Below are 21931 nucleotides of genomic sequence, written 5' to 3' on the forward strand. Positions count from 1 at the left end.
CCCTGAGACCGGCTCAATCGAAAGGAGACCGGAGCAAATGACCGCTTCGAACACGCCAGCAAGGGTGCGCCACCCCCTCGTGAAAACGCTGAGCGCCGCGGCCGCGCTCTCGCTGGCGCTCACCGCCTGCGGCGGGTCGTCGGAGCCGGCGAGCGGCGGCGACGGAAACGTCACGCTGAGCGTCACGGTGTGGAACATGGCCAAGACCCCCGAGTTCAAGGCGCTCTTCGACGCCTTCGAGGCGGCGAACCCCGGCATCAAGATCAAGCCGGTGGACATCCTCGCCGACGACTACGCCGAGAAGGTCACCACGATGCTCGCCGGTGGCGACAAGACCGACGTGATCACGATGAAGAACGTCACCGACTACTCGCGTTACTCCAGCCGCGGGCAGCTCCAGGAGCTCACCGACCTGGCCAAGTCGGGTGACGCCGCGAATCTGGCGGGCCTGGACGCGTTCAACGTCGGTGAGAAGTACTTCGCGCTGCCGTACCGGCAGGACTTCTGGCTGCTCTATTACAACAAGACGTACTTCGACAAGGCCGGTGTCAAGGCTCCCGAGACCCTGACCTGGGACGAGTACGCCAAGCTCGCGCAGCAGCTCACCAAGGACGAAGGCGGCAAGAAGGTCTACGGCACCTACCACCACACCTGGCGGTCGGTGGTGCAGGCCATCTCCGCGGCCCAGACGGGCGGCGACCAGCTCAGCGGCGAATACTCCTTCTTCACCGACCAGTACAACGTGGCACTCGGGGTGCAGAAGTCCGGCTCGACCCTCGACTTCGGCACCGCGATGGCGCAGAAGTCGGACTACAAGACGCTGTTCGAGACCGGGGCCACGGCCATGCTGCCCATGGGCACCTGGTACATCTCCGCACTCTTGGACGCCAAGAAGAACGGCAAGACCGACGTCGAGTGGGCGCTGGCCCCGATGCCGCAGCGCCCGGGCGGCTCGGGGGTGACGACCTTCGGCTCGCCGACCGCCTTCGCCGTCAACAAGAAGGCCGAGCACGCTGACGCGGCCAAGAAGTTCGTGCAGTTCGCCGCGGGCAAGGCGGGCGCCGAGGCGATCAGCAAGGTGGGCGTGGTGCCGGCGCTGCAGAGCCCCGAGATCACCAGCGCCTACTTCGCGCTCGATGGCATGCCCACTGACGAGGTGTCCAAGAAGGCGTTCGAGCCGGACAAGGTCAATCTCGAGATGCCGGTCAGCGAGAACACCTCCGACATCGACACCATCCTCAGGGAGGAGCACGAGCTCATCATGGTCGGCGACAAGCCGGTCGCCGACGGCATCAAGTCGATGAACGAGCGCGTCAAGAGCGAAGTGCTCAACTAAGGACCGGCCCCGGCGGGCCTGGAGACCTCCAGGCCCGCCACATGTCGCCGCAGGTCCTGCAGGAGAAGGATGGCCATGGCTCACGTTGCAACACCACCGGCGCCGACCGCCCCGCCTCACCGCCGGCGGGCCTGGCGCGACATCCTCGTCGGGTGGAGCTTCATCCTCCCGAACTTCGTCGGCTTCGCCCTGTTCACGCTGCTGCCGATGCTCGCGGCCTTCGCCCTGGCGTTCCTGGACTGGGACTCCTACAGCACGCCGGAGTGGGTGGGGCTGGAGAACTTCCAGCAACTGTGGGCGGATGAGAACTTCCACGTCGCCCTGCGCAACACGCTCTACTACGCCGCGGGCCACATCCCGTTGACGCTGGTGGCGGCGCTCGGCCTGGCCATCGCGCTCAACCGGAAGCTGCGCGGGGTGGCGTTCTTCCGCACCGCGGCGTTCTTCCCGTACATCACCTCGCTGGTCGCCGTGGCGATCGTGTGGAACACGCTGTTCAACCCGACGGCGGGGCCGGTCAACCAGGTCCTCGAAGCGCTCGGCGTGGCGAGCCCGCCCAAGTGGGTGGCCAGCACCGACTGGGCGATGCCGTCCGTGATCATCACCAGCGTGTGGCGGGACATGGGGTACTACATGGTGCTCTACCTGGCCGGGCTGCAGACGATCCCCAAGGAGTATTACGAGGCGGCGCGCGTGGACGGCGCGAGCGCCTGGCAGCGGTTCTGGAACATCACGCTGCCGTGCCTGCGGCCCACGACGTTCTTCGTCATCGTCATGCTGACGATCCAGAGTTTCAAGGTCCTCGACCTCATCGTGGTCATGACCGACGGCGGCCCGGGCCGCAGCACGCTGGTGCTGGCCCAGCTCGTCTACCGGGAAGGCATCACTGAAGGAAAGTTCGGCTACTCCTCGGCGGTCGCCCTGGTGCTGTTCGTCATCGTGCTCACCGTCACCGTCGTCCAGTTCCGTATCAACGAGCGGAGGAGCGCCCGATGACCGCGCTGCACGATGCTCCCCCGGCCGCCGCCCGGCCGCGCCCGCCGGCAGCGGCCGAGGACGGGGACCGCTCCGGCGGGAGCCCCATCCGCAAGGCGCTGGCCTACCTCTCGCTCACCGTCGTCACGCTGCTCGTGCTCGTGCCGTTCGCCTGGATGGTGTCGTCCTCGCTGAAGCGGGACAACGAGGTCTTCGCGATCCCCATGCAGTGGATCCCGCAGGAGCTGCGCTGGTCGAACTTCGTGGAGATCTGGGACCGCATCCCGCTGCTGACCTACCTGGGCAACTCGGCGTTCCTGTCCGTGACGATCACGCTGCTGCAGCTGCTCACCGGGAGCTTCGCCGCCTATGGGTTCTCCAAGGTGCGCTTCCCCGGCCGGGACGCGTTGTTCCTCGCCTACATCGCCACCATCGCCGTGCCGTGGCAGGCGTACATGGTGCCGCAGTACATCATGATGCAGCAGGCCGAACTGACGAACACCTACTGGGCGATCATCCTGCTGCAGGCGTTCGGCGCGTTCGGCGTGTTCCTCATGCGCCAGTACTACATGTCCATCCCGGACGACCTGTGCGAAGCGGCCCGGATCGACGGGCTGAGCGAATACGGCATCTACTGGCGGATCATTCTGCCGCTGTCCAAGCCGGCGCTCGCCAGCCTGGCCCTGCTCACCTTCGTCAACACCTGGAACGACTACATGGGGCCGTTCATCTACCTGACGGACAACGAGCTGTGGACCGTGCAGCTCGGGCTGCGTTCCTTCGTCGGGCAGTACGACGCCGACTACGCGATGATGATGACCGGCGCGGTGCTGTCGGTGCTGCCGATCCTGGTCATCTTCCTGGTGGGGCAGCGTTACTTCATCCGCGGCATCGCGACGAGCGGGCTGAAGGGATGAGCGGGCACGACGCCGGCTCGGCGGTTCGCCGCCTGCTCCGCCCGGCCGAACAGGCGACGTACGAGAAGGTCTTCTCCACCGTTTACGTCGGTCTCATGACGAACCTCCTGCTCGCCGTCGCCTGCGCGCCGCTCCTCGCGGCACTCGCGATCGTGCGGGACCCGCTGGCGTCGTGGCCGTTCTTCACCGTGTTGTCGTCGCTGTGCGCGCCCGCGCTGGCCGGGGCGTTCAGCTGCTTCGCCGCGCTGAGCGACGGCTCGACCGCCGTCTTCCGCACGTTCTGGAGCGGCTACCGCCGCTGTGCGGCCCGCGCGCTGCTGCTCTGGGCGGCCGGAGCCGCAGCCGTGAGCATGCTGACCGTGGACGCCGTCATCGTGGCGCGCACCACCTGGGGGCCGGCGCTCGCGCCGTTCTTCGCCACGGCGGCGGCCCTGGTCGCGGCCGTGATCTGGGCCTCGCTGGTGCTGCTGGCCGAGCCCAGGAACGAGCCCGTACGACTGCGCGACCTCGTGCGCCCCAGCCTCTACCTGGTGGCGCGGCGCTGGTACCTGGCCGCGGTCAGCATCGCCGTGCTCGTGCTGGCCGCGGCCATCATCCTGGTCAAGCCGGTGATCGGCCTCCTGGTGTTGTGCTCGCCCCTCCTGTACGTGGCGTGGGCCACGACCAGGTTCGTCGTCGCCCCGGTCCTGCCGGATTCCGCCGGGCGCTGACACTCGACCGCCTGCCGGCGGGTCAGTCTCCCTTCGTGACGGTGACCGTATGTCCCCCTATGTGATCCATCTCGGCATGTTAGGTCGACTCGGTGGCATGTTCGCCGATGAGGGGGACGAACTGCGCGGGCGTCACGGTTCGCTGCGGCTCCAGGCGGCCGTGCCGCTTGGTGAACAGCGTGACGAGGTCGGCCACACCCGCTGCGATGGGCATGACCAGACGGCCGCCCTCCACGAGCTGCTCGGCCAGCGGAGCGGGCACCTCGGCGGCCGCGGCGGAGACGACGATCGCGTCGAAGGGAGCGTGCTCGGGCAGGCCAGCGGTGCCGTCGCCGACCACCACCTCGGCGTTGGTCACGCCCACCGCGGCGAGATTGGCCCGTGCGTGTTCGGCCAGGTCGGCGTAGCGCTCCACCGAGTACACGCGATCGGCCAAGTGCGCCAGCAGGGCGGTCTGGTAGCCGTACCCGGTGCCGATCTCCAGCACCGTGTCCTCGTCCGTCAGCATCAGCGCGTCGATCATCTGGGCGACCAGGGACGGCTGCGAGGTGGGCTGCCCGTGGCCGATGGGGATCGGCGCGTCCTGCTCGGCACGCCCGGCCGAGCGCGGCGGCACGAAGTGCTCGCGCGGCGTGGCGGCGACCGCGGCCAGCAGGCGGGGGTCGGTCATCCCCATCTGCCGGATGATCTCCACCAGATTCCTGCCCATGACCTTCCGCTCCCCAGGCACCTGGGAATCACACCTGCTCAGGACCCAAAGCGGTGGCGCGGCGTGTGCCCGTCCCGTTACGACGAAGGAGCATCCCGCCTGCCGTCCTCATGGTCGAAGTCGATCCGCATGACCACCCGCCGGACCGTGGGATGGCTGACCTCCTTGAACCCGGCGTCCTCGAAGACCTGACGTGCCCCCACGTGCAGCTCGCCCCAAGTGATCTCCTTGCCCGGCTGGTGATCATCGGGTAGGCCTCGAGTGCACGGGCGCCGTGCCCATGGGCGAAGTCGGCTCGACCGCGACCCAGCCCGCGGGCTCATCGTCGACATAGGCCACCAGACCGCTGGTCGCCCCCGCGTCCGGGTCGCCGCAGGCGGTCTGCGCGCGGAGCATCGCGGTCCGCCCCTCCTGCGTGGAGTCACGCCAGATCCAGCCGACGACCTTGAACCGCTGGCACTGGCACCGGCCCGCGTCGGTGGTGCCGAAGATCGTGGCGAGGTCGTCCCACGACGCCTCGTTGGCGGGGACGATGGTCACCCGCTCGGCCGGGATCGGCGCGGGCTCTGCCGTCATCGCCGGCTCGTGAAGGGTGTCCTCGGTCATGGCCCGCATGCTAGGTTCCATTCCGGACGTTCTGCTACCGGATTGCGGAGATGGTGTGAAGCCCGACGCGAGCCCCACGGCACGCGCACTGCTGGCACTCGAACTGATCCAGGACAGCCCGGGCATCACCGCGGACCGGATCGCCGACAAGCTCGGCGTCTCGGAACGGGCCGCCCGGCGATACGTCGGCATCCTCCGCGAGGCCGGCATCCCGATCGAGTCCGTCCGCGGACCCTACGGCGGCTACCGCCTCGGCCGCGGTCTGCGGCTGCCGCCCCTGATGTTCACCGCCGAAGAGGCGCTCGGCCTGGTCATGGCCGTACTCGACGGCCACCACGACGCCGGCGATCCCACCGACCCGGTCGGCAACGCGCTCGGCAAGATCATGCGGGCGCTCCCCGGCCCGGTGGCCGCCCAGGCCGAGGCCGTCCGCCGGACCACGGCGCCCGCCCCCGACCGCGCCGCCGCCCGCCCCGACCCGGCGACCACGACCACGCTCGTGCGGGCCTGCTCGAGCCATCGGCGGGTGCGGCTCGGCTACCGTTCCGAGGCCGGGTCGCAGGAGCGGGCCATCGAGGTCGACCCGTGGGCGGTGGTCGTCCGCCACGGCCGGTGGTATCTGCTGTGCTGGTCCCACGTCGCGGATGCCCGGCGGGCGTACCGGATCGACCGGGTGCGCGGCGTGGAGGTGCTCGATGCCGCCTTCAGCCCACCCGCCGACCTCGACCCGGTCGCGACGCTCGAGGAGCATCTCGCCGTCGGATGGGAGTACGACGTCGAGGTCGTCATCGACGCCCCCGTCGACGCGGTGGCGGGGTGCCTCCCCCGGGCCCTCGGACGGCTCGAGCCGCTCGACGCCGAGACCACCCGCCTGGCCGGCAGCACCAGCAACCCTGTGTGGTACGCCGAGCAGCTCGTGGTGATCCCGGCGGCGTACCGGATCGTGCGGTGCCCCGAGGTCCAGGAGGCCGCACGTGTCCTCGGGCGGCGGCTGCTAGGGGCGGGTGAGCACCCCTAGGGTCAGTCGGTGCCGGACTCCATCGCGGCGGAGTCGAGCAGCTCGTCGCCGGGGATCTCGCCGCTGGAGGCGATCGCCTCGGCCCCGCCCTCCGGCATGGCGCCGATCAGCTCGGTCGGGGTCGCCGGCACGGCGCCGATCAGCGTCGGGTGCGCGCTGCCGACGATGCCCAGCCGGGCATATTGCTCCAGCTTGGCGCGGGAGTCGGCGATGTCGAGGTTGCGCATGGTCAGCTGGCCGATGCGGTCGACCGGCCCGAAGGCGGAGTCCTCGGTCCGCTCCATGGAGAGCTTGTCCGGGTGGTAGCTGAACGCGGGGCCGGACGTGTCCAGGATGGAGTAGTCCTCACCGCGCCGCAGCCGCAGGGTCACCTCGCCGGTGACCGCCGTGCCGACCCAGCGCTGCAGCGACTCGCGCAACATCAGCGCCTGCGGGTCCAGCCAGCGGCCCTCGTACAGCAGCCTGCCCAGTCGCCGGCCCTCGACGTGGTAGGCGGCGAGGGTGTCCTCGTTGTGGATCGCGTTGACCAGCCGCTCGTAGGCCGCGTGCAGCAACGCCATGCCCGGCGCCTCGTAGATGCCCCGGCTCTTGGCCTCGATGATCCGGTTTTCGATCTGGTCGGACATGCCCAGACCGTGCCGGCCGCCGATGGCGTTGGCCTCCAGCACGAGCTCGACGGCAGAGGGGAACTCCTTGCCGTTGATGGTCACCGGCCGCCCCTGCTCGAAGCCGATCGTGACGTCCTCCGCGGCGATCTCGACCTCGGGGTCCCAGAACCGCACGCCCATGATCGGTTCGACGATCTCGACGCCCGTGTCGAGGTGCTCGAGCGACTTGGCCTCGTGGGTCGCGCCCCAGAGGTTCGCGTCCGTGGAGTAAGCCTTCTCCGTGCTGTCCCGGTAGGGCAGGTCGCGGGCGAGCAGCCACTCCGACATCTCCTTGCGGCCGCCGAGCTCGCTGACGAAGTCGGCGTCCAGCCACGGCTTGTAGATCCGCAGGGAGGGGTTGGCGAGCAGGCCGTAGCGGTAGAACCGCTCGATGTCGTTGCCCTTGAAGGTGGAGCCGTCGCCCCAGATCTGCACGCCGTCCTCGAGCATCGCGCGCACCAGCAGCGTGCCCGTGACGGCCCGCCCGAGCGGGGTCGTGTTGAAGTAGGTGCGGCCGCCGGAGCGAATGTGGAACGCCCCGCAGGCCAGGGCCGCGAGCCCTTCTTCCACGAGGGCCGCGCGGCAGTCGACCAGCCGGGCGACCTCCGCGCCGTACGCCGTGGCGCGGCCGGGCACCGAGGCGACGTCAGGCTCGTCATATTGGCCGATCTCGGCGGTGTAGGTGCACGGCACTGCACCCTTCTCGCGCATCCACGCGACCGCTACCGAGGTGTCGAGGCCGCCGGAGAAGGCGATCCCGACACGTTCACCGACGGGGAGGGAGGTGAGTACCTTGGACACGAGCAGAAGTATATACACATCACTGCATGACCATGCAAAGGGGTGTGCGGTCGCGGCACGTCGCCTTCCGGCCGGGCGGTCGTCAGGCGGCCAGGCTCGACTCGCGTATGACCAGTTCAGTGGCGAGTTCGATGTGGTGGGATTCGATCTTCTCGCCTGAGGCCAGGCGCAGCGCCGTACGCAGGGCGACCATCCCCATCTCGCGCAGCGGCTGGCGTACGGTCGTCAGCTGGGGCGAGGTCATGGTGGCGATCTCGGTGTCGTCGAAGCCCACGACGCTGAGGTCTTCGGGGATGCGCAGACCGCGGTTCCTGGCGACCTGCATGGCGGCGATGGCGCACTCGTCGCTGACGGCGAAGACAGCGGTGGGCGGGGACGGCAGGTCGAGCAGCGCGATCGCCTCCCCCACTCCGTCGGGGTAGCAGAAGCCCGCAGTGCGCACGTATTCCGGGGGTACGGGCACACCCGCCGTCTCCATCGCAGCCCGGTAACCCTGCATGCGCGCCTGATTGGAGGCCGCGTCCGCGGGGCCGCCGAGGTAGGCGATGCGGCGATGACCGAGGGCCAGCAGATGCTGGGTGGCGGACAGGCCGCCGGCGAAGTTGGTGGAGCCGACGCTGGTCATGGGGGTGACCGGCGGGTTCATCGGGTCGACGACGACCACCGGGAGCTGAGCCAGGGACAGTGCGGCGAGGTGGGCCGCGGTCGGTTCGCAAGCGAGGGTGATCATTGCTCGCCGCCCGGCCGTGACCAGGTCGCGCACCCAGGAAGTGTCGTTGCCGGCCTTCAGGTGCGTGACGACGACCGCCACCTCCGACTCGGCGCCGGCCTCGATCGCACCCTTGATGATCTCAGTGGCGTAGGCGGAGAGTTTCCCGTCCACCCACACTTCGATCGTGGCCGAGCCCGCGGCCTGGTTGCGGTGCGATAAGCGGGGGATGTAGCCGTGCTCCACCAGCAAGGACTGCACCCGCGACCGGGTGGCCGGTGCGACGTCGCTGCGACCGTTGAGCACCTTGGACACGGTGGCGACGGACAGACCGGCCGAGGCGGCGACGGTGGCCAGCGTGGTCCGATGGGATCTGCTCGGCATCGAATCCTCCCTCACGCCCCGCTAACCCCAAGACCACTCCACCGCCGGGGCCCTGTGATCCGGCGATGGCGAGCGCACCCCATGTATCGATCTTCCTGCGCCGCGTGAGTGACATTTTATCAATTTCACCCTGCGGCGGGAGGTTACATATGGCTGGGTTCCTTTCCCGCATGGATTTTCGGTCGGCACTGTCCCCGTCGCCGTCCACGGCTGACCAGCGGGCGGCCCCACGCTGGTCGAGCTCCGGGGACGGTGAGCACGCGCGTCAGCGGCGAATGCCGATGGCCTCCAGATATTCGCCGGCCGCCAGCACGGTCCCGTCGTCGGCCCGGTTGAACTTCTTGGGCACCTCGGCCAGGTCCGCGGCGAAACGTGCCCGCGTGGCCTCGTCCATGGTGCCTGCCAGGCGATGGATCGGCCCATAGTTCGCCAGGAACCATTCCGCGAAGTGCTCGGGCGAGCGATAGCAGAACTCGAACGTCCGCGTCTTGAGCGCGACCCATTCGACCTCGTCGCCGAACAGCTCCCGCAGCCGCCCCTGCATGCCCCACAACATCGGGGACCTGACCTGCGGCGGGGGCGGCGCGTACGTCCCGATCGTCCGGAAGAGCACCCCCACCAGCCCATCAGGCGTCCAGCTGGCCAGCCCGATCGTCCCGCCCGGCCGCGTCACCCTCACCAGCTCGGCCGCGGCCCGCTCCTGGTCGGGCGCGAACATCACGCCGACCGTGCTGAGCGTGACGTCGTAGGACGCCTCGGCGCACGGCAGCTGTTCCGCATCCCCTTCCTTGAAGGTCACCTCCAGGTGCTCGGCCGCCGCCCGCTCGCGGCCCTGGTCGAGCAGGCCGGGCACGTAGTCGACGCCGGTCGCGGCGGCGAAGCGCCGCGCTGCGGCCATGGCCGCGTTGCCCTGGCCGCAGGCCACGTCCAGGATGCTCTGCCCGGCGCGTACGCCGGCCGCCTCCACCAGGCGTTCCGCCATGAGCTGCAAGGTGACGCCGACGCGTGCGTAGTCGCCAGACTCCCACCCCAAACGCTGGCGTTCCTTGAGCGCGACGAGGTCGGGCCGCGCCGGTGCCTGCGGTGTCTCCATGATTCCTCCCCTTTCCCGGCGCCGTCTCGGACGGAGGCGCCTTCACCACCTAGGCCGTTCCATGCCGTGACATCACGTGGAACGGAGGGCGGTACGCCGTCGGCAAGATCGGCGGGAAGAAGGGCGGGCATGATCGCCTGGCGTTGCCCGATCGCGGCGGCGCCTCAGGTCCGGCGGGCGACGCCGGCCACGACGTTGTAGCGGGTCAGGTCCTGGCGGATCAGGTCGTCCGGCTGGGAGCGCCAGTCGGCCAGCGGCACCAGACCAGGCTCGAGGAGCTCCATGTCGCCGAAGTACGACATGATCTCCGCCCGGGACCGCCAGCGTCCGGTGCCCAGGTTCTGGTTGAAGTTGCGCTCCGCCTCCACGGCGATCCTGGACGCTTCCGGGTGCTCGTCGCCGGGGTTGTGGAAGTGCACGATGGCCAGGTGGCTGCCGGGGGCGAGGGCGCTACGGAGGCGGGCCATCACGCCGTCGGGGTCCTCGTCGTCGTTGACATGGTGCAGAACGGAGACGAGCAGCAGCCCGACCGGCTTGCCGAAGTCCAGGAACTCCGCGACCTCGGGGTTGTCCAGAATCTCCCCCGGGCGTCGCAGATCGCCCTCCACCACCGTGGTGACGTCGTTGGTGGCCAGCAGCGCCCTGGCGTGCGCCAGCACGATCGGGTCGTTGTCGACGTAGACCACGCGTGCCTCAGGGGCCACCGCCTGGGCGATCTCGTGCACGTTGCCCTGGGTCGGCAGGCCGGAGCCGATGTCCAGGAACTGGCGGATGCCGGCCTCGCCCACCATGTGCTCCACCGCCCGGCGCAGGAAGGTCCGGTTCGCCCGGCCGGCCTCGCGGGCATCGGGGGCGATCTTCAGTGCTTCCTCGGCGACCTGGCGGTCGACCGCGAAGTTGTCCTTACCACCCAGGAAGTAGTCGTACACGCGGGCGATGCTGGGCACGGTCGGGTCGATCCCCAGGGGCACTCGCTGCCCCGGCCTCAGACCCGGCTCGTCGTCACCCATCGCACACCTCGCACCTCGCCGGCCGATGATCAATAGGCATGGTAGCCCCGCTTGACCCCAAATGTCCCCGCGCCCGCCCTTACTACTACGTGTATTAGTTGCCAGTCGGATGGCCGCCTCGCTCCCGTCGCGGTGACGGCGCGCGACTACGACGGCCGGTAGCATTGACGACATGAAGCGCGGGTTGGGCGAGCTCGAGTCCACCATCATGGATCGCATGTGGGCGCGACGCCGGCCTGCCTCCGTCCGTGAGGTGCTGGAGGAGCTGCGGCAGGAGCGCCAGATCGCCTACACCACCGTGATGACCGTGATGGACAAGCTGCACACCAAGGGCCTGCTCAAGCGCCGGGCGGTGGGCCGGGCCTACGTGTACGAGCCGGTCGCCTCGAAGGAGGCCTATACCGCCGACCTCATGCGCAGCGCGCTGGCCGGCAGCGGCAACCAGGCTGCCACGCTCGTGCACTTCCTCGAACGGCTCACCCCGGAGGAGACGACCGCGCTGGAGGCGGCCCTGCAGGTGTTCCCGCCCAAGGGCAAGCCACCACCGCACTGACGCATCAGCCGAGTGCCCTACGCGCGACCCGCCGCCATGAAGAGCGGCAAGGCCAGGAACATACGGCCGGACCGGGCGCGCTCCACCTGCTCGGCCACCCAGACGCTCTCCTGCTCGGCGGTGATGGCCCCGGCCGCGCGGACGGCCGCGGCGGTCCGCGCGAGCAGCGGCACCATCGTGGCGTCGGTGAAGACGGCCGTGTGCACCTCCACCGTCACGTCCTCGAATCCGGCGTCGAGCAGCAGGTTGCGGTGACGGCGGGCGACACGGGGGTTGGGGATCAGGTCGGCGCGGGCGTGCACGATGGCGCGGGTGAGCGCCGGGTCGTCGGAGTCGATGACCTGGGTGTCCCAGTCCTGGCCGACCAGCACCACCCGCCCGCCCGGTACGAGCACCCGCCTGGCCTCGGCCAGCGCCTTGGTGGCGTGCCCATGGTCGCGCTTGCTGCGGCCTCCGTTGGCTCGTCCCTCGCTCTCTCCGGCCTTTCGCGCCGCTCCGTGCCCATGGTCGCGCTTGCTGCGGCCTCCGTTGGCTCGTCCCTCGCTCTCTCCGGCCTTTCGCGCCGCTCCGTCGGGGAGCAGGTGGAAGACCTTGTCGGCCCGATACCCGGCCACTTCGCCGTCCTTGAGCGGCAGGTCGCAGGCGTCACCGACGCGGAAGTCGGCGTCGGGCCACCGGCCGCGGGCCACCGCGATCACCTCCTCGCTGAGGTCGACGCCGATCGCCCGCGCTCCGCGTTCCGCCAGTTCGCCGACCGCCCGCCCGGCGCCGCAGCCCACGTCCACCACGCCCGCCCCGGCCTGGAGGTCGAGCAGCTCGTACGAGCGGGCACGCAGCGCGGCGGCGGCCGGCATGGCGTCGGCGGCGTCCAGCAGCTGGATGAGTTCTGTCATCGACATGACAGCCAGCATGCGACTTCAAGTCGGCTTGAAGTCAACTGGCCGGACGCCGAACGTCCAGAAGTCTCAGCTGATGAGCTCCGACAAGTGGCGAATCGCGGCGGTCTCCGCCTCGTGAATGGTGCCTAGGCGGGCGCTGAGATCGGCGAACAGCTCGGACGGGTCGGTGGCGGCGAGTGACTCGTTCGCGGCGGCCCGCGCCTGCCACAACTGCCGGCCGGTCTCGGCCGCCTCCTCCCCGCCCGCGCTGCCGTCCGCCATGACGCTCTCCTTGATCGCAGCAGTCAGCTCGCGGACGCGGGCGAACTCCGGCACCTCGGCCGGCAACGCTGCCTCGGCCAGCCCGTGCCAGAGGGCGGAGATCTCCCTGAACCGGCCGGCCAGCCCGGCCAGCTCCGGCTCGTCCAGCAGGAGCGCCGCCTCGTCCAGCGCGTCGGCGAACAACTCGCGCAGGTTCCCGCCGTCCATGCCGACCGGCTCCGCGCCCTCCCACAACGACAGCAGCGCGTCGGCCAGGCCGCGGCCGTCGGCGAAGACCTTGGGCCAGGCCTTGGCGTTGCGGGTGTCGGTCAACAGCCGCGCCCACTTCCGCCAGGCCGGCAGCGAGAACGAGTCCGAGGGCGCCGACAGATGCGTGGCGCAGTCCCGCAGACCCTCGCGAGCCGCGTCCGCCAGCGTCGCCTCGTCCAGCTTGGCGTCGCCGAGCACATGCATGACGTTCTTGTACGACGGCACCCGCGCCCGTGCGGCGTCCAGCCGCTCCCGCGGGATGCGGATCGGCGCCTGGCCGCGGTCGTCGAGGTAAACGCCGCTCTTGTCACGCCGATAGGCCACCACGGGGCCGCCACCGTGCCCGTCGAGCGCGGCGGGCAGCTGCCAGTAGCCGAGGTGGTAGCGGTCGGGCAGGATCACGCACGGCCGCCCGGCGTCGAGCTCGGCGGCGAGCCGATCACTGGCGGCCCGAGCTCCGGCCGTCCGGTGCTCCTCGTACGGGACCCCGAGCCGGCCGAGTGTCTTGGCCATCCACCGGTCGTGGTACTGCCACTGGTTGCGGAAGCCCAGGGTCACGTGGCGGGAATCGTCGTGCTTGAACTCCCACAGGATGTAGCCCGCGCCGATGCCGCCCCCGGCCAGGAACACCAGCGGCTCGCTCACGGAGACGCCCTGGTTGACCAGGACGGAGGTGATCGCCGCGCTGGACGGATCACGCCCGCCGACGAACCGCCAGCCCGCGTCGGAGCGCGTCTCTGCTTGGCCCAGCACATGGTCGCGGGCTGTCGTGTAGCTCTCGCCGGTCTTGGCCATCCGGGCGCGGATGCGGGCCTTGAGCTGCTTCTTGCTGGTCATGACGGCTCTTCCTGCGACCATCGCCAGGGCCCGGCCCACGCCCGCGGCCCGTGGCGGCCGCGAAAGGATCGCCTGCCGGTCAGACCACCGCTCCCGAGGCGCGTCACGTCCCCTTTGCCCCCGCGGCCGGCGCGCCGCGTGGGGGCGCGCTCAGGGGGTTGGGCGGGAGAGCACCGCCGCACCTCGGATCGTAGTACAGCCACCAGCACCAGGCCAGATTTTGCTGGGGTCGTTGGGGCACATGGTTATGGTCTGCACCAGAATGGGGGGATGGCATACCCTCCACAGCCTCCGCAGCCCCAGCAGCCACAAGGGCCGTGGGGCCCGCAGGCACAGGGAGCACCGCAGGGCCCCGGCCAGCCTGGGTACGGCCAGACGCCCCCGCCACCGGGATACGGCCCCAACCAGCCGGGACCGACGGTCCCGCAGCCCGGCTACGGCCAGCAGGGCCCACCTGGACAAGAGAGTCCGTACGGCCAGCAGAACCCATCGGGCCAGCCACACCCGCATGGCCAGCAGAACCCACCGGGCCAGCCAAACCCGTACGGCCAGCAGAACCCACCAGGCCAGCCAAACCCGTACGGCCAGCAGAACCCACCAGGCCAGCCAAACCCGTACGGCCAGCAGAACCCACCCGGGCAGCAAAACCCCTATGGCGAGCAGACCCCGTATGGACAGCAGGGCCCCTACGGGCCGCAGAACCCACACCCGCAGGGCCAGTACCCCCAGCCCGGCCCGCACGGCCCAGGCCAGCAGTTCAGCCCGCCGCCCCGGCGCAACAACGGCCTGATCATCGGGCTCTCGGTCGCCTTAGGGGTGCTCCTCCTGGGCGGCGGCGCGATCGGCGCGGTCCTCTACCTCAACTCTTCCGGCCCGGCGACGACCGTGGCCCTCCCGAGCACCGCGCCTTCCGTCCCCACGACGACGCCCGAGCAGTCGGACCCGCCCTCGGCCACCCCGTCTGACCCGCCCACGTCCGAGCCCAGCACGGCCCCCACCGACCCCACGCCCACGTCGAAGCGGGTCCAGCCGGGTTCGCCGCTCACGCACAACGAGTTCGACGACTGGAGCTTCGGCCTGGGCGGCGTCAAGTTCAACGCCAACAAGGTCGGCGGCTGGACGTACAACTCCTGCGACCCGTTGGACGGCGAGGGCGTGCTGGCCAAGTACGACTGCGAGCGCGCCATCGAGGTCGCGTACTCGGCATACGGCGGGCACCTCAAGGCGGTGCAGCTCATGATGTCGTTCCCGAACGAGAAGGCAGCGAAGAACACCGCCACGCGGCTGTCCAAGCTCACCTCGGACGCGGTGACGTGGCGCAAGGACAAGGCGCACGCCACGTACGCGTACGGGAAGATCCGGTCGAGCGCCTCCAAGAAGTATCTGATCATCACCATCGTGACCGCGGACAAGTCGGCCAAGGCCCGGGCCGAGAAGTTCCACGCCTACCTGCAGACCGACCACGCGAGTTACTTCCTGATGCGCGACCTGACGATCACCAGCTGACGGCCCGGCACCCGGCGGCATCCGCACGAGCTCGCTGCTGTGCACTGATGCGCACCCACCGCACTATGTCAGCAGTCCTCGCCGGCGTGCTGCCGCGGCCGCCTGGGTGCGGGTGGAGACCTCGAGCTTGCCCAGGATGTTGGAGACGTGCACGCTCACCGTCTTCTGGGCGATGAACAGCCGCTCCGCGATCTCCCGGTTGGTGAGGCCCTCGGCGACCAGCCGCAGCACCTCGAGCTCCCGAGCCGTCAACCCGCCGTCGCCCTGCCGTTCACCGCCGCCTGGACCCCCGCCGCCGGCGATGCCGAACCGGGCCCGCCGCCCGAACTCCAGCAGCGCGCTCTCCAACGGCGCCGCCCGCAACTTGCCCGCCGTCTCCCTGGCCAGCTCCCACTCCGCCTGCGCCGCCGCCCGGTCACCGGCCGCGAGCAGCGCCTCGGCCAGGCGCCAGCGGGCCCGCGCCACCTCGTAGACGAAGCCGAAGTCGAACGCCGAGACCACCTTCCGCCACGACTCGACGTCATGGCGGCCGTGGACACGGTGCCACTCCGCCTCGGCCCGCAGCGCCCACGCGATCCCCTCGGGCCCCAGATGCCCGCGTTCGCCGGTGAGGCCGCGCTCGACGGCGAAGCGGACGCGCTCCAGCAGGTCGTCGGCGCCCTCGGTGGTGCCGAGCTCGGCGAGCGCCCACAGCCCGACGGCGGCCACCCGCAACACGCCGTGCTCGCCCGGGAGCAGCATCGCCAGGACCTCGTGCACGTGCTCCAGTGCCGCGGCCGGATCGCCGTGCCACAGAGCATGCTCGGCCGCCAGGCCCCTGGAAATGTAGCCGGCCAACTCGCCGGACCAGAACGGCCGCAGCCAGCCGAGCCGGCTCCCGACCGCGGGCAGATCCCGCCCGACCTCGATGAACAGCGCGAACGACGACAGAGTCGCCTCATGAATCGTGCCGACCCGCACGGGGAAGCCGGCGGCCACGGTCTCCGCCTGGTCCCACTCGCCTGCCACGTAGTGGATGAGGAAGCGCAGGAAGCGCAGGTCGGTGCCGTAGGTGCTCCACTTGAGCCCGGTGTCGAAGGCCATGCGGATGCCGTCGTCGGCCATCTCGGCGGCCGCGGTCAGGAACCCTTGCTCGTGGTGGATCCGGGCATGATGGAAGCGGGCCCGCAGGTCCATGGCGAGGTCGCCTGAGCTCTCTCCGGAGGCGAGCTCGAGCAGGTCGTGCGCCTTGTCCACGTCGCCCTTGTGCTCGAGGTAGGAGGCCAGTGCGATTAGCGCGCCTGCCTCGGCGTCCTTGGCTCCGGCCGAGCGGGCGGTCTCCAGCGCCTTGATGGCGAGGGCCTCCGCCTCCTGGTGACGCGGGCTCCAGAGCAGTGTGCGGGCGTGGGTGGCCAGCGCACGGGCGAGGGCGGCCTGGTCCTCAGCGCTCTCGACCGCCCGCTCGGCCGCCGCGATGGCGGCCGGCTGATCGTCGGTCTCGTAGAGGTAGTAGGCCAGACGCTCGCTGACCTCGGACGTCTGCGGCAACGCACGCAACTGGACGACGGCCCGGTGGTTGTCGCCGCTGTCGGCCGCCATCACCGCACTGCGGAAGGCCAAGGCCGTCCGGCTCTCCCCGGCCAGCTCCTCCGCCCCGTCCACCCGATCCCACAGGCTCAGCGCCTGGTCGTAGTGGCTGTGCGCCTCGGCGGGAGCGCCCAGACGCTCGGCCAGCCGGCCCGCCTCGGCGCAGGCCGCGAGCGCGCCGGCCAGGTCGTGGCCGGCGAGATGGTGGTGCGCCAGCTCGGCCGGGGAGGTCAGCAGGCGGGCGAAGGCGGCGTGCAGCCGGGTGCGCTCGCCGGGCAGCAAGTCGGTGTAGACCGCTTCCTGCAGCAACGCGTGGCGGAAGGCATAGCCGAAGCCGTCGACCCTGAGCAGCCCGCGCGAGACGATCTCCCTGACCGCCTCCTCGAACTCGGCCAGCGGCAGCCCCGACACCTCCCTCAGCAGCTCGTCCTCCACCCGCCGCCCGGCCACGGCAGCGGCCCGAAGCACCTGCTGGCCGGACTCGGGCAGGACCTCGACCCTGGACATCAGCAGACTGGCCAGCCCGTCGGGCAGGTTGTCGCCCTCCGCCACGGCCGCGAACAACTCCTCGGCGTAGAACGGATTGCCGTCGGCCCGCTCGACGATCTCTACCAGCTCGCGGGCGTCGACCTCGCCCAGCGTGGCCACGTAGTCCGACAGGTCGCCCGTCCCGAGCGGCCCCAGCTCGACGCTCGTGACCGTCGGCAGGCGCTTGAGCTCGGCCAGCACGGACCGCAGCGGGTGGCGGCGGTGGATGTCGTCGGTGCGGTAGGTGCCCACGACGCAGACCTGCTCGGCCTGCACCATGCGGCTGAGGAAGACCAGCAGGTCACGGGTGGAGCGGTCGGCCCAGTGCAGGTCCTCGATCACGAACAGCACCGGCTGCACGTCGGCCAGCAGCCCCAGCAGCGAGCCGAACAGCCGCTGCTGGGTGAGCCCGGTCGAGGGCGCGCTCTCGGTGCCGGGCAGCAACTGGCCCAGCATGGGATGCGCGGCGGCGGCCTCACGCACGGGCGGCTGCGCGCCGCGCAGGGCGTCGGCCAGCGGCAGGTAGGGCAGCGCGTCACCCAGCTCGGCGCACTGGCCGACCAGCACGTGAACACCCCGCTCGCGGGCCTGCTCGACCAGCTCGGAGACCAGCCGGGTTTTGCCGATGCCCGCGTCCCCGCCGACGAGCGCGACGCCGGCCGTGCCCTCGACGGCAGACTGGAGCACCCGCACGAGTCTGGCCAGCTCCGCTGAGCGCCCGACGAGAAGACCGTTCACGTCAGCAACTATGCCACGCCGCACCGACAGTCGATTGGTCCGCGAAATTGGCATTCCATTGGCCCTCGTGGGCGTACCAAAGCGAACCTAAGCTGCTCTTCATGATCTCCCCCACCACGTACGTCTTCTTCGTCAGCGCCTCGCTGGTCCTGGTGCTCATCCCCGGCCCGAACCACCTGTACATCACCGCCCGAGGGCTCGCCCAGGGCAGATCGGCAGGCCTGGCCAGCGCCTTCGGCGTGGAGGCCGGCACGCTCGTGCACATCGTCGCCGCCGCGGCGGGGCTGTCGTACGTCATCTCGCAGTCGGCCACGCTGTTCGCCCTCGTCAAGTGGGCCGGCGTCGCGTACCTGATCTATCTGGGGATCCGCGCGTTCACCGGCAAGCAGGAGGAAGGCCGGACGCCGCCCCCGCAGCCGCTGCGCAAGGTCTTCCTCGAAGGCGTGCTGGTCAACGTGCTGAACCCCAAGGTGGCACTGTTCTTCCTGGCGTTCCTGCCGCAGTTCGTGGACCCCGGCGCGGGCTCCCCCGCGCTGCAGGTGGTGGTGTTCGGCCTGACGCTGCTGCTGCTGGGCCTGCTGTCGGACATCGTGTACGCGTGCGCGGCCGGCGCCCTCGGCACCCGCATCAGCAGGCAGACCAGAGCCCTGTGGTACGTCAGCGGCGTGGTCTACCTCGGCCTGGGCGTGGCCACGGCGTTCACCGGGAGAAAATGACCCGTATGGCGCCGAGGAAGCAGCAGGAGATCTTCGATGCGACGTTGCGGCTGGTCGCCGAGAAGGGCTACGACGGGCTGACCGTGGAGGGGGTCGCCGAGCGCTCCGGCGTCAACAAGACAACGATCTACCGGTGGTGGCCGTCGAAGGCGGCGTTGCTGGGGGCGGCGCTGGTGGAGGCGGACGTGCTGGGGTTCGACACCCCGGACACGGGCAGCCTGCGCGGCGACCTGGTGGCGCTGGTCGAGTCCGTCATGCGGCTGCTCACCGAGCCTCCGGCCAGCGACATCGCCGTCGCCGCGCTGGCCGCCGCGGTGCGCCACCCGGAGCTGGACGCGCGCAGGTTCTTCGCCGACCGGTTCGCGCGGGAACGGGAGATCTTCGAACGTGCGGTGAGGCGGGGCGAGCTGAAGGAGTCGGCCGATCCGATGCTGATCGTCGACCTGCTGGCCGGGGCGGTGTGGATGCGTACGGTGTTCCGCGGCCTGCGCGTGCCGGACGACTTCGCCGACGAGGCGGTGGCGGCGCTGCTCGACGGCGTCTGAAGTCAGTAGATGAGCTGGTACGCGTCCGGCCGCACCCGCCTGGTACGCGCCCAGTACTCGAACGTGAACCCGGGCCAGATCGTCCGGTTCACTCCATGCTCGTCCAGATACCAGGAGTGGCAGCCGCCCGCGTTCCACACCAGCGGGTCGAGCCGTGCGCGCAGCCGCCGGTTGAACGCCCGCTGCGCCTCGGGACGGACGTCGAGGGCCCTGGCCTGGGTCCTGGAGAGCAGGCGCAGGCATGCGACGACGTAGCGGACCTGCGATTCGATCATGAAGACGACGGAGGTGTGCCCGAGGCCGGTGTTCGGGCCGAGCAGGAAGAACAGGTTCGGGAAACCGGCCGTGGCGATGCCGTAGTAGGCCTCGACGCCCTCCTTCCACGCCTCCTGGATCGTCAGCCCGTCGCGGCCGGCGATGCGCCGGTCGGCGAGCGCGTCCACCACCTTGAAACCCGTGCCATAGATGATCACGTCCACCTCGTGTTCGACGCCGGCGGCGTCCACGATCGACCGCTCGCGGATCTCGGTGATCCCGTCGGTGACGAGCGAGACGTCGTCCCTCGTCAGGGCCGGGTAGTAGTCGCTGGAGACGAGGACGCGCTTACAGCCGATCAGGTAGCCGGGCGTGAGGGCGCGGCGCAACTCCAGGTCGGGGACCTGGGCGTCCAGGTGCCTGAGCGCCAGCCTCTCGTGAGGCTTTATCAGGCGCGGGTGCACGGCGAAGCCCAGGGCCCTGGTCTCCAGGGCCCAGTAGAGGGCGTTGCGCAAGGTTCTGGTCGCGCCGGGCAGGCGGAGGAGCCTGCGTGCGCCGGGCGAGAAGGCGAGGTCGGGCTTGGGGATGAGCCATGGGGGCGTGCGCTGGAAGACGGTCACGTGAGCGGCCGCCGGGGCGATCTGGGGGACGAACTGGACGGCGGACGCGCCGGTGCCGATGACGGCGACCCGCTTGCCGGTCAGGTCCGCCGAGTGGTCCCATTCGGCGGAGTGGAAGGCGGGACCGGCGAACGTCTCCCGTCCCACAATTGCGGGAAATTTTGGGATGTGGAGGGCACCAATGGCGGAGACCACCGCGTTCGTCCGCAGGGTCTCACCGTCCTCGGTGGTGACCGACCAGGCACGCCGGTCGTCGTCATACTCGAGGGCGGCGACGTTCTTGCCGTACCGGATGTGCGGCGTCACGCCGTACTTGTCCGCACACGAGCGCAGGTAGGCCTGGATCTCCTCCCGTGGCGGGAACATCCGGGACCAGCCGGGGTTGAGCTCGAACGAGAAGGAGTAGAGGTGCGACGGCACGTCGCACGCGCAGCCGGGGTAGGTGTTGTCACGCCAGGTGCCGCCCAGCTCGGCGGCCTTCTCCAGGATGACGAAGTCGTGGTAGCCGGCTTCTTTCAGCTTGATGGCCATGCAGATCCCGGCGAAGCCGGAGCCGACGATCACTAACCCTGGGCCGCCCATGAGGAACCTCCTATTGGACTCATCGTCCAATGTAGGTCATGGGAGGCCACCACGAAAACCCGCCACGGCGTCGTGGCGGGTCGTCCTGGGCTCGGGACCTACTGGAGGAGGAGGAAGGCGGCGACGCCGATGACCACGATCACCGCGACGATCGCAAGGATGGGCAGCAGGGGCGACTTCTTGGGCTTCGCCGCGGCCTCCTGCTCACGCGCGTGCGCGAACGCTCGGAAGGCCTGGGTGTTGCCCGCAGGGTCGATGTGCTGGTCAGACATGGCCAGCAGCTTAGCGTGATCGGCTGCGCCGTTTGTGCTGTTTGGCGGGATCTGTAGACAACCCCTGATGAGGGGACCACCCCATTCGGCGGATAGCTTTGAAGCATGCTCAGGACCCTTCTCTCACCCCGCGTGATGGGGTTGCACCTGCTCACGATCGGGGTCCTGATCGCATTCATCCTGCTGGGACGCTGGCAGCTCGGCGTTTTCCAAGATTCGGGAAAGCCTCAGGCCGCCGCGGACCCAGGGCCCGTCACGGTCGCCACGCTCGCTCCGGTGGGCGCGCAGATGAGCGGAGAGGCCGTCGGCCGCAGGGTCGCGGCGGAGGGCGTTTACGAGCCCGATCGCCAGCTGCTGGTGGCCGACCGGCGGGCCGACGTCGACGCCCCCGGTGGCAAGGCCTCGCAGGACGACGGCTACTGGGTGCTCACCCCGCTCAGGCTCGACGACGGCACGCTGATGCCGGTGGTGCGGGGCTGGGTGGCCACGAGCGACGACCCGGCGGTGTCGGCCGTCCCGCAGGGCAGGGTCGCGGTGGCCGGGCGGCTGCGGCCACAGCAGGGCACCGACAGCGTGCAGCGGCGCTCCGAGGGCCTGCCGGCCGGTCAGGTCCAGACGGTGTCCACGGGCGAGCTGATCAACCTGTGGACCGGGCAGAAGGTGCGCACCGGCTATGTGGTGGCGCAGCCGCCGTCCGGTTCACTGACCCAGATCAAGGTGGCGCCGCCGGAGGTCGGCGGCACACTGACCTGGCGTAATCTGGCATATGCCGCTAATTGGTGGATCTTCGCCGGATTCGCCGTTTTCATGTGGTTCCACTTCGTCCGTGACGCCGTACGGGCGGATCGGGACCGCGCCAAGTCCCCTCAGATGGCTCTGGAAGGTTAAA

22 protein-coding genes are annotated in these 21931 nt (G+C 70.1%); 10 read left to right on the forward strand and 12 right to left on the reverse strand.

All coding sequences use genetic code 11. From position 1 onward, the window contains the following. Positions 1-37 precede the first annotated feature (37 nt). The 4 genes from OHA25_RS57680 to OHA25_RS57695 all read left to right on the forward strand — a co-directional run bounded on the left by OHA25_RS57680 (position 38) and on the right by OHA25_RS57695 (position 3938). The gene (locus OHA25_RS57680; RefSeq protein WP_327585242.1) at positions 38-1336 is read left to right on the forward strand and encodes an ABC transporter substrate-binding protein; all 1299 of its coding nucleotides are present in this window, start codon (positions 38-40) and stop codon (positions 1334-1336) included. Between the two features lie 75 nt (positions 1337-1411). Continuing rightward, on the forward strand, positions 1412-2332 hold the full coding sequence (locus tag OHA25_RS57685) for a carbohydrate ABC transporter permease (protein WP_327585243.1): 921 nt from the start codon (positions 1412-1414) through the stop codon (positions 2330-2332). Next, complete coding sequence (locus tag OHA25_RS57690) at positions 2329-3228, forward strand: carbohydrate ABC transporter permease (protein ID WP_327585244.1); 900 nt, start codon at positions 2329-2331, stop codon at positions 3226-3228. Before OHA25_RS57685 ends, OHA25_RS57690 begins: the two co-directional genes overlap by 4 nt. Further along, the gene (locus OHA25_RS57695) at positions 3225-3938 is read left to right on the forward strand and encodes a hypothetical protein (RefSeq protein ID WP_327585245.1); all 714 of its coding nucleotides are present in this window, start codon (positions 3225-3227) and stop codon (positions 3936-3938) included. Before OHA25_RS57690 ends, OHA25_RS57695 begins: the two co-directional genes overlap by 4 nt. Before the next feature lie 79 nt (positions 3939-4017). On the opposite strand, the gene OHA25_RS57700 is transcribed toward OHA25_RS57695, so the two are convergent. The 3 genes from OHA25_RS57700 to OHA25_RS57710 form a co-directional block, all read right to left on the reverse strand. Next, positions 4018-4647, reverse strand: coding sequence for a protein-L-isoaspartate(D-aspartate) O-methyltransferase (locus OHA25_RS57700; RefSeq protein ID WP_327585246.1), 630 nt, complete (start codon positions 4645-4647; stop codon positions 4018-4020). A 77-nt stretch (positions 4648-4724) separates the two neighbouring features. Continuing rightward, positions 4725-4850: a hypothetical protein gene (locus OHA25_RS57705; RefSeq protein ID WP_327585247.1), complete on the reverse strand. Its 126-nt coding sequence runs from the start codon at positions 4848-4850 to the stop codon at positions 4725-4727. A gap of 40 nt (positions 4851-4890) precedes the next feature. After that, the gene (locus OHA25_RS57710; protein WP_327585248.1) at positions 4891-5253 is read right to left on the reverse strand and encodes a hypothetical protein; all 363 of its coding nucleotides are present in this window, start codon (positions 5251-5253) and stop codon (positions 4891-4893) included. Between the two features lie 55 nt (positions 5254-5308). Here OHA25_RS57710 and OHA25_RS57715 point away from each other — a divergent pair, with 55 nt between their 5' ends. Then, on the forward strand, positions 5309-6271 hold the full coding sequence (locus tag OHA25_RS57715) for a helix-turn-helix transcriptional regulator (protein WP_327585249.1): 963 nt from the start codon (positions 5309-5311) through the stop codon (positions 6269-6271). A 2-nt stretch (positions 6272-6273) separates the two neighbouring features. Here OHA25_RS57715 and argG read toward each other — a convergent pair whose 3' ends face one another. The 4 genes from argG to OHA25_RS57735 all read right to left on the reverse strand — a co-directional run bounded on the left by argG (position 6274) and on the right by OHA25_RS57735 (position 10915). Further along, positions 6274-7719: an argininosuccinate synthase gene (gene argG, locus OHA25_RS57720; RefSeq protein WP_327585250.1), complete on the reverse strand. Its 1446-nt coding sequence runs from the start codon at positions 7717-7719 to the stop codon at positions 6274-6276. A gap of 82 nt (positions 7720-7801) precedes the next feature. Continuing rightward, positions 7802-8812, reverse strand: coding sequence for a LacI family DNA-binding transcriptional regulator (locus tag OHA25_RS57725; RefSeq protein ID WP_327585251.1), 1011 nt, complete (start codon positions 8810-8812; stop codon positions 7802-7804). Between the two features lie 265 nt (positions 8813-9077). Next, complete coding sequence (locus tag OHA25_RS57730; protein ID WP_327585252.1) at positions 9078-9905, reverse strand: class I SAM-dependent methyltransferase; 828 nt, start codon at positions 9903-9905, stop codon at positions 9078-9080. Positions 9906-10069: 164 nt separating this feature from the next. Continuing rightward, positions 10070-10915: an SAM-dependent methyltransferase gene (locus OHA25_RS57735; protein WP_327585253.1), complete on the reverse strand. Its 846-nt coding sequence runs from the start codon at positions 10913-10915 to the stop codon at positions 10070-10072. Between the two features lie 172 nt (positions 10916-11087). Between OHA25_RS57735 and OHA25_RS57740 the strand changes: the two genes are divergently transcribed. Continuing rightward, a complete protein-coding gene (locus OHA25_RS57740; protein ID WP_327585254.1) occupies positions 11088-11468 on the forward strand; it encodes a BlaI/MecI/CopY family transcriptional regulator in 381 nt (126 codons plus the stop codon). Positions 11469-11485: 17 nt separating this feature from the next. On the opposite strand, the gene OHA25_RS57745 is transcribed toward OHA25_RS57740, so the two are convergent. Both OHA25_RS57745 and OHA25_RS57750 read right to left on the reverse strand, forming a co-directional pair. Then, positions 11486-12367, reverse strand: coding sequence for a methyltransferase domain-containing protein (locus OHA25_RS57745; RefSeq protein WP_327585255.1), 882 nt, complete (start codon positions 12365-12367; stop codon positions 11486-11488). A 66-nt stretch (positions 12368-12433) separates the two neighbouring features. Then, a complete protein-coding gene (locus OHA25_RS57750) occupies positions 12434-13714 on the reverse strand; it encodes a BtrH N-terminal domain-containing protein (protein ID WP_327585256.1) in 1281 nt (426 codons plus the stop codon). Positions 13715-13984: 270 nt separating this feature from the next. Between OHA25_RS57750 and OHA25_RS57755 the strand changes: the two genes are divergently transcribed. Beyond that, positions 13985-15220 (forward strand): hypothetical protein, encoded by a 1236-nt coding sequence (locus OHA25_RS57755; RefSeq protein WP_327585257.1) that lies wholly within the window; start codon positions 13985-13987, stop codon positions 15218-15220. A gap of 63 nt (positions 15221-15283) precedes the next feature. On the opposite strand, the gene OHA25_RS57760 is transcribed toward OHA25_RS57755, so the two are convergent. Beyond that, positions 15284-18052, reverse strand: coding sequence for a helix-turn-helix transcriptional regulator (locus OHA25_RS57760; RefSeq protein ID WP_327585258.1), 2769 nt, complete (start codon positions 18050-18052; stop codon positions 15284-15286). A 101-nt stretch (positions 18053-18153) separates the two neighbouring features. Between OHA25_RS57760 and OHA25_RS57765 the strand changes: the two genes are divergently transcribed. Together OHA25_RS57765 and OHA25_RS57770 are read left to right on the forward strand one after the other, a co-directional pair. Further along, positions 18154-18768 carry a LysE family translocator gene (locus tag OHA25_RS57765; protein ID WP_327585259.1) on the forward strand — a complete coding sequence of 205 codons (615 nt, stop codon included), beginning with the start codon at positions 18154-18156 and terminating at the stop codon, positions 18766-18768. 5 nt (positions 18769-18773) lie between these two features. Continuing rightward, positions 18774-19313 (forward strand): TetR/AcrR family transcriptional regulator, encoded by a 540-nt coding sequence (locus tag OHA25_RS57770; RefSeq protein WP_327585260.1) that lies wholly within the window; start codon positions 18774-18776, stop codon positions 19311-19313. A 2-nt stretch (positions 19314-19315) separates the two neighbouring features. Here the strand turns inward: OHA25_RS57770 and OHA25_RS57775 are convergent, their stop codons facing one another. Then, positions 19316-20770 (reverse strand): flavin-containing monooxygenase, encoded by a 1455-nt coding sequence (locus OHA25_RS57775; protein WP_327585261.1) that lies wholly within the window; start codon positions 20768-20770, stop codon positions 19316-19318. Between the two features lie 98 nt (positions 20771-20868). Then, positions 20869-21042: a hypothetical protein gene (locus OHA25_RS57780; RefSeq protein ID WP_305919153.1), complete on the reverse strand. Its 174-nt coding sequence runs from the start codon at positions 21040-21042 to the stop codon at positions 20869-20871. Between the two features lie 105 nt (positions 21043-21147). On the opposite strand from OHA25_RS57780, the gene OHA25_RS57785 reads away from it, so the two are divergent. Beyond that, a complete protein-coding gene (locus OHA25_RS57785; protein WP_327585262.1) occupies positions 21148-21930 on the forward strand; it encodes an SURF1 family protein in 783 nt (260 codons plus the stop codon). Position 21931 lies beyond the last annotated feature (1 nt).

Source organism: Nonomuraea sp. NBC_00507 (assembly GCF_036013525.1).
Taxonomy (GTDB): domain Bacteria; phylum Actinomycetota; class Actinomycetes; order Streptosporangiales; family Streptosporangiaceae; genus Nonomuraea.

Coding starts and splice junctions, on each gene's coding strand:
- OHA25_RS57680 (WP_327585242.1), top strand. CDS start 38: ATGACCGCTTCGAACACGCCAGCAAGGGTGCGCCACCCCCTCGTGAAA.
- OHA25_RS57685 (WP_327585243.1), top strand. CDS start 1,412: ATGGCTCACGTTGCAACACCACCGGCGCCGACCGCCCCGCCTCACCGC.
- OHA25_RS57690 (WP_327585244.1), top strand. CDS start 2,329: ATGACCGCGCTGCACGATGCTCCCCCGGCCGCCGCCCGGCCGCGCCCG.
- OHA25_RS57695 (WP_327585245.1), top strand. CDS start 3,225: ATGAGCGGGCACGACGCCGGCTCGGCGGTTCGCCGCCTGCTCCGCCCG.
- OHA25_RS57700 (WP_327585246.1), bottom strand. CDS start 4,647: ATGGGCAGGAATCTGGTGGAGATCATCCGGCAGATGGGGATGACCGAC.
- OHA25_RS57710 (WP_327585248.1), bottom strand. CDS start 5,253: ATGACCGAGGACACCCTTCACGAGCCGGCGATGACGGCAGAGCCCGCG.
- OHA25_RS57725 (WP_327585251.1), bottom strand. CDS start 8,812: ATGCCGAGCAGATCCCATCGGACCACGCTGGCCACCGTCGCCGCCTCG.
- OHA25_RS57730 (WP_327585252.1), bottom strand. CDS start 9,905: ATGGAGACACCGCAGGCACCGGCGCGGCCCGACCTCGTCGCGCTCAAG.
- OHA25_RS57735 (WP_327585253.1), bottom strand. CDS start 10,915: ATGGGTGACGACGAGCCGGGTCTGAGGCCGGGGCAGCGAGTGCCCCTG.
- OHA25_RS57740 (WP_327585254.1), top strand. CDS start 11,088: ATGAAGCGCGGGTTGGGCGAGCTCGAGTCCACCATCATGGATCGCATG.
- OHA25_RS57745 (WP_327585255.1), bottom strand. CDS start 12,367: ATGTCGATGACAGAACTCATCCAGCTGCTGGACGCCGCCGACGCCATG.
- OHA25_RS57750 (WP_327585256.1), bottom strand. CDS start 13,714: ATGACCAGCAAGAAGCAGCTCAAGGCCCGCATCCGCGCCCGGATGGCC.
- OHA25_RS57755 (WP_327585257.1), top strand. CDS start 13,985: ATGGCATACCCTCCACAGCCTCCGCAGCCCCAGCAGCCACAAGGGCCG.
- OHA25_RS57765 (WP_327585259.1), top strand. CDS start 18,154: ATGATCTCCCCCACCACGTACGTCTTCTTCGTCAGCGCCTCGCTGGTC.
- OHA25_RS57770 (WP_327585260.1), top strand. CDS start 18,774: ATGGCGCCGAGGAAGCAGCAGGAGATCTTCGATGCGACGTTGCGGCTG.
- OHA25_RS57775 (WP_327585261.1), bottom strand. CDS start 20,770: ATGGGCGGCCCAGGGTTAGTGATCGTCGGCTCCGGCTTCGCCGGGATC.
- OHA25_RS57780 (WP_305919153.1), bottom strand. CDS start 21,042: ATGTCTGACCAGCACATCGACCCTGCGGGCAACACCCAGGCCTTCCGA.
- OHA25_RS57785 (WP_327585262.1), top strand. CDS start 21,148: ATGCTCAGGACCCTTCTCTCACCCCGCGTGATGGGGTTGCACCTGCTC.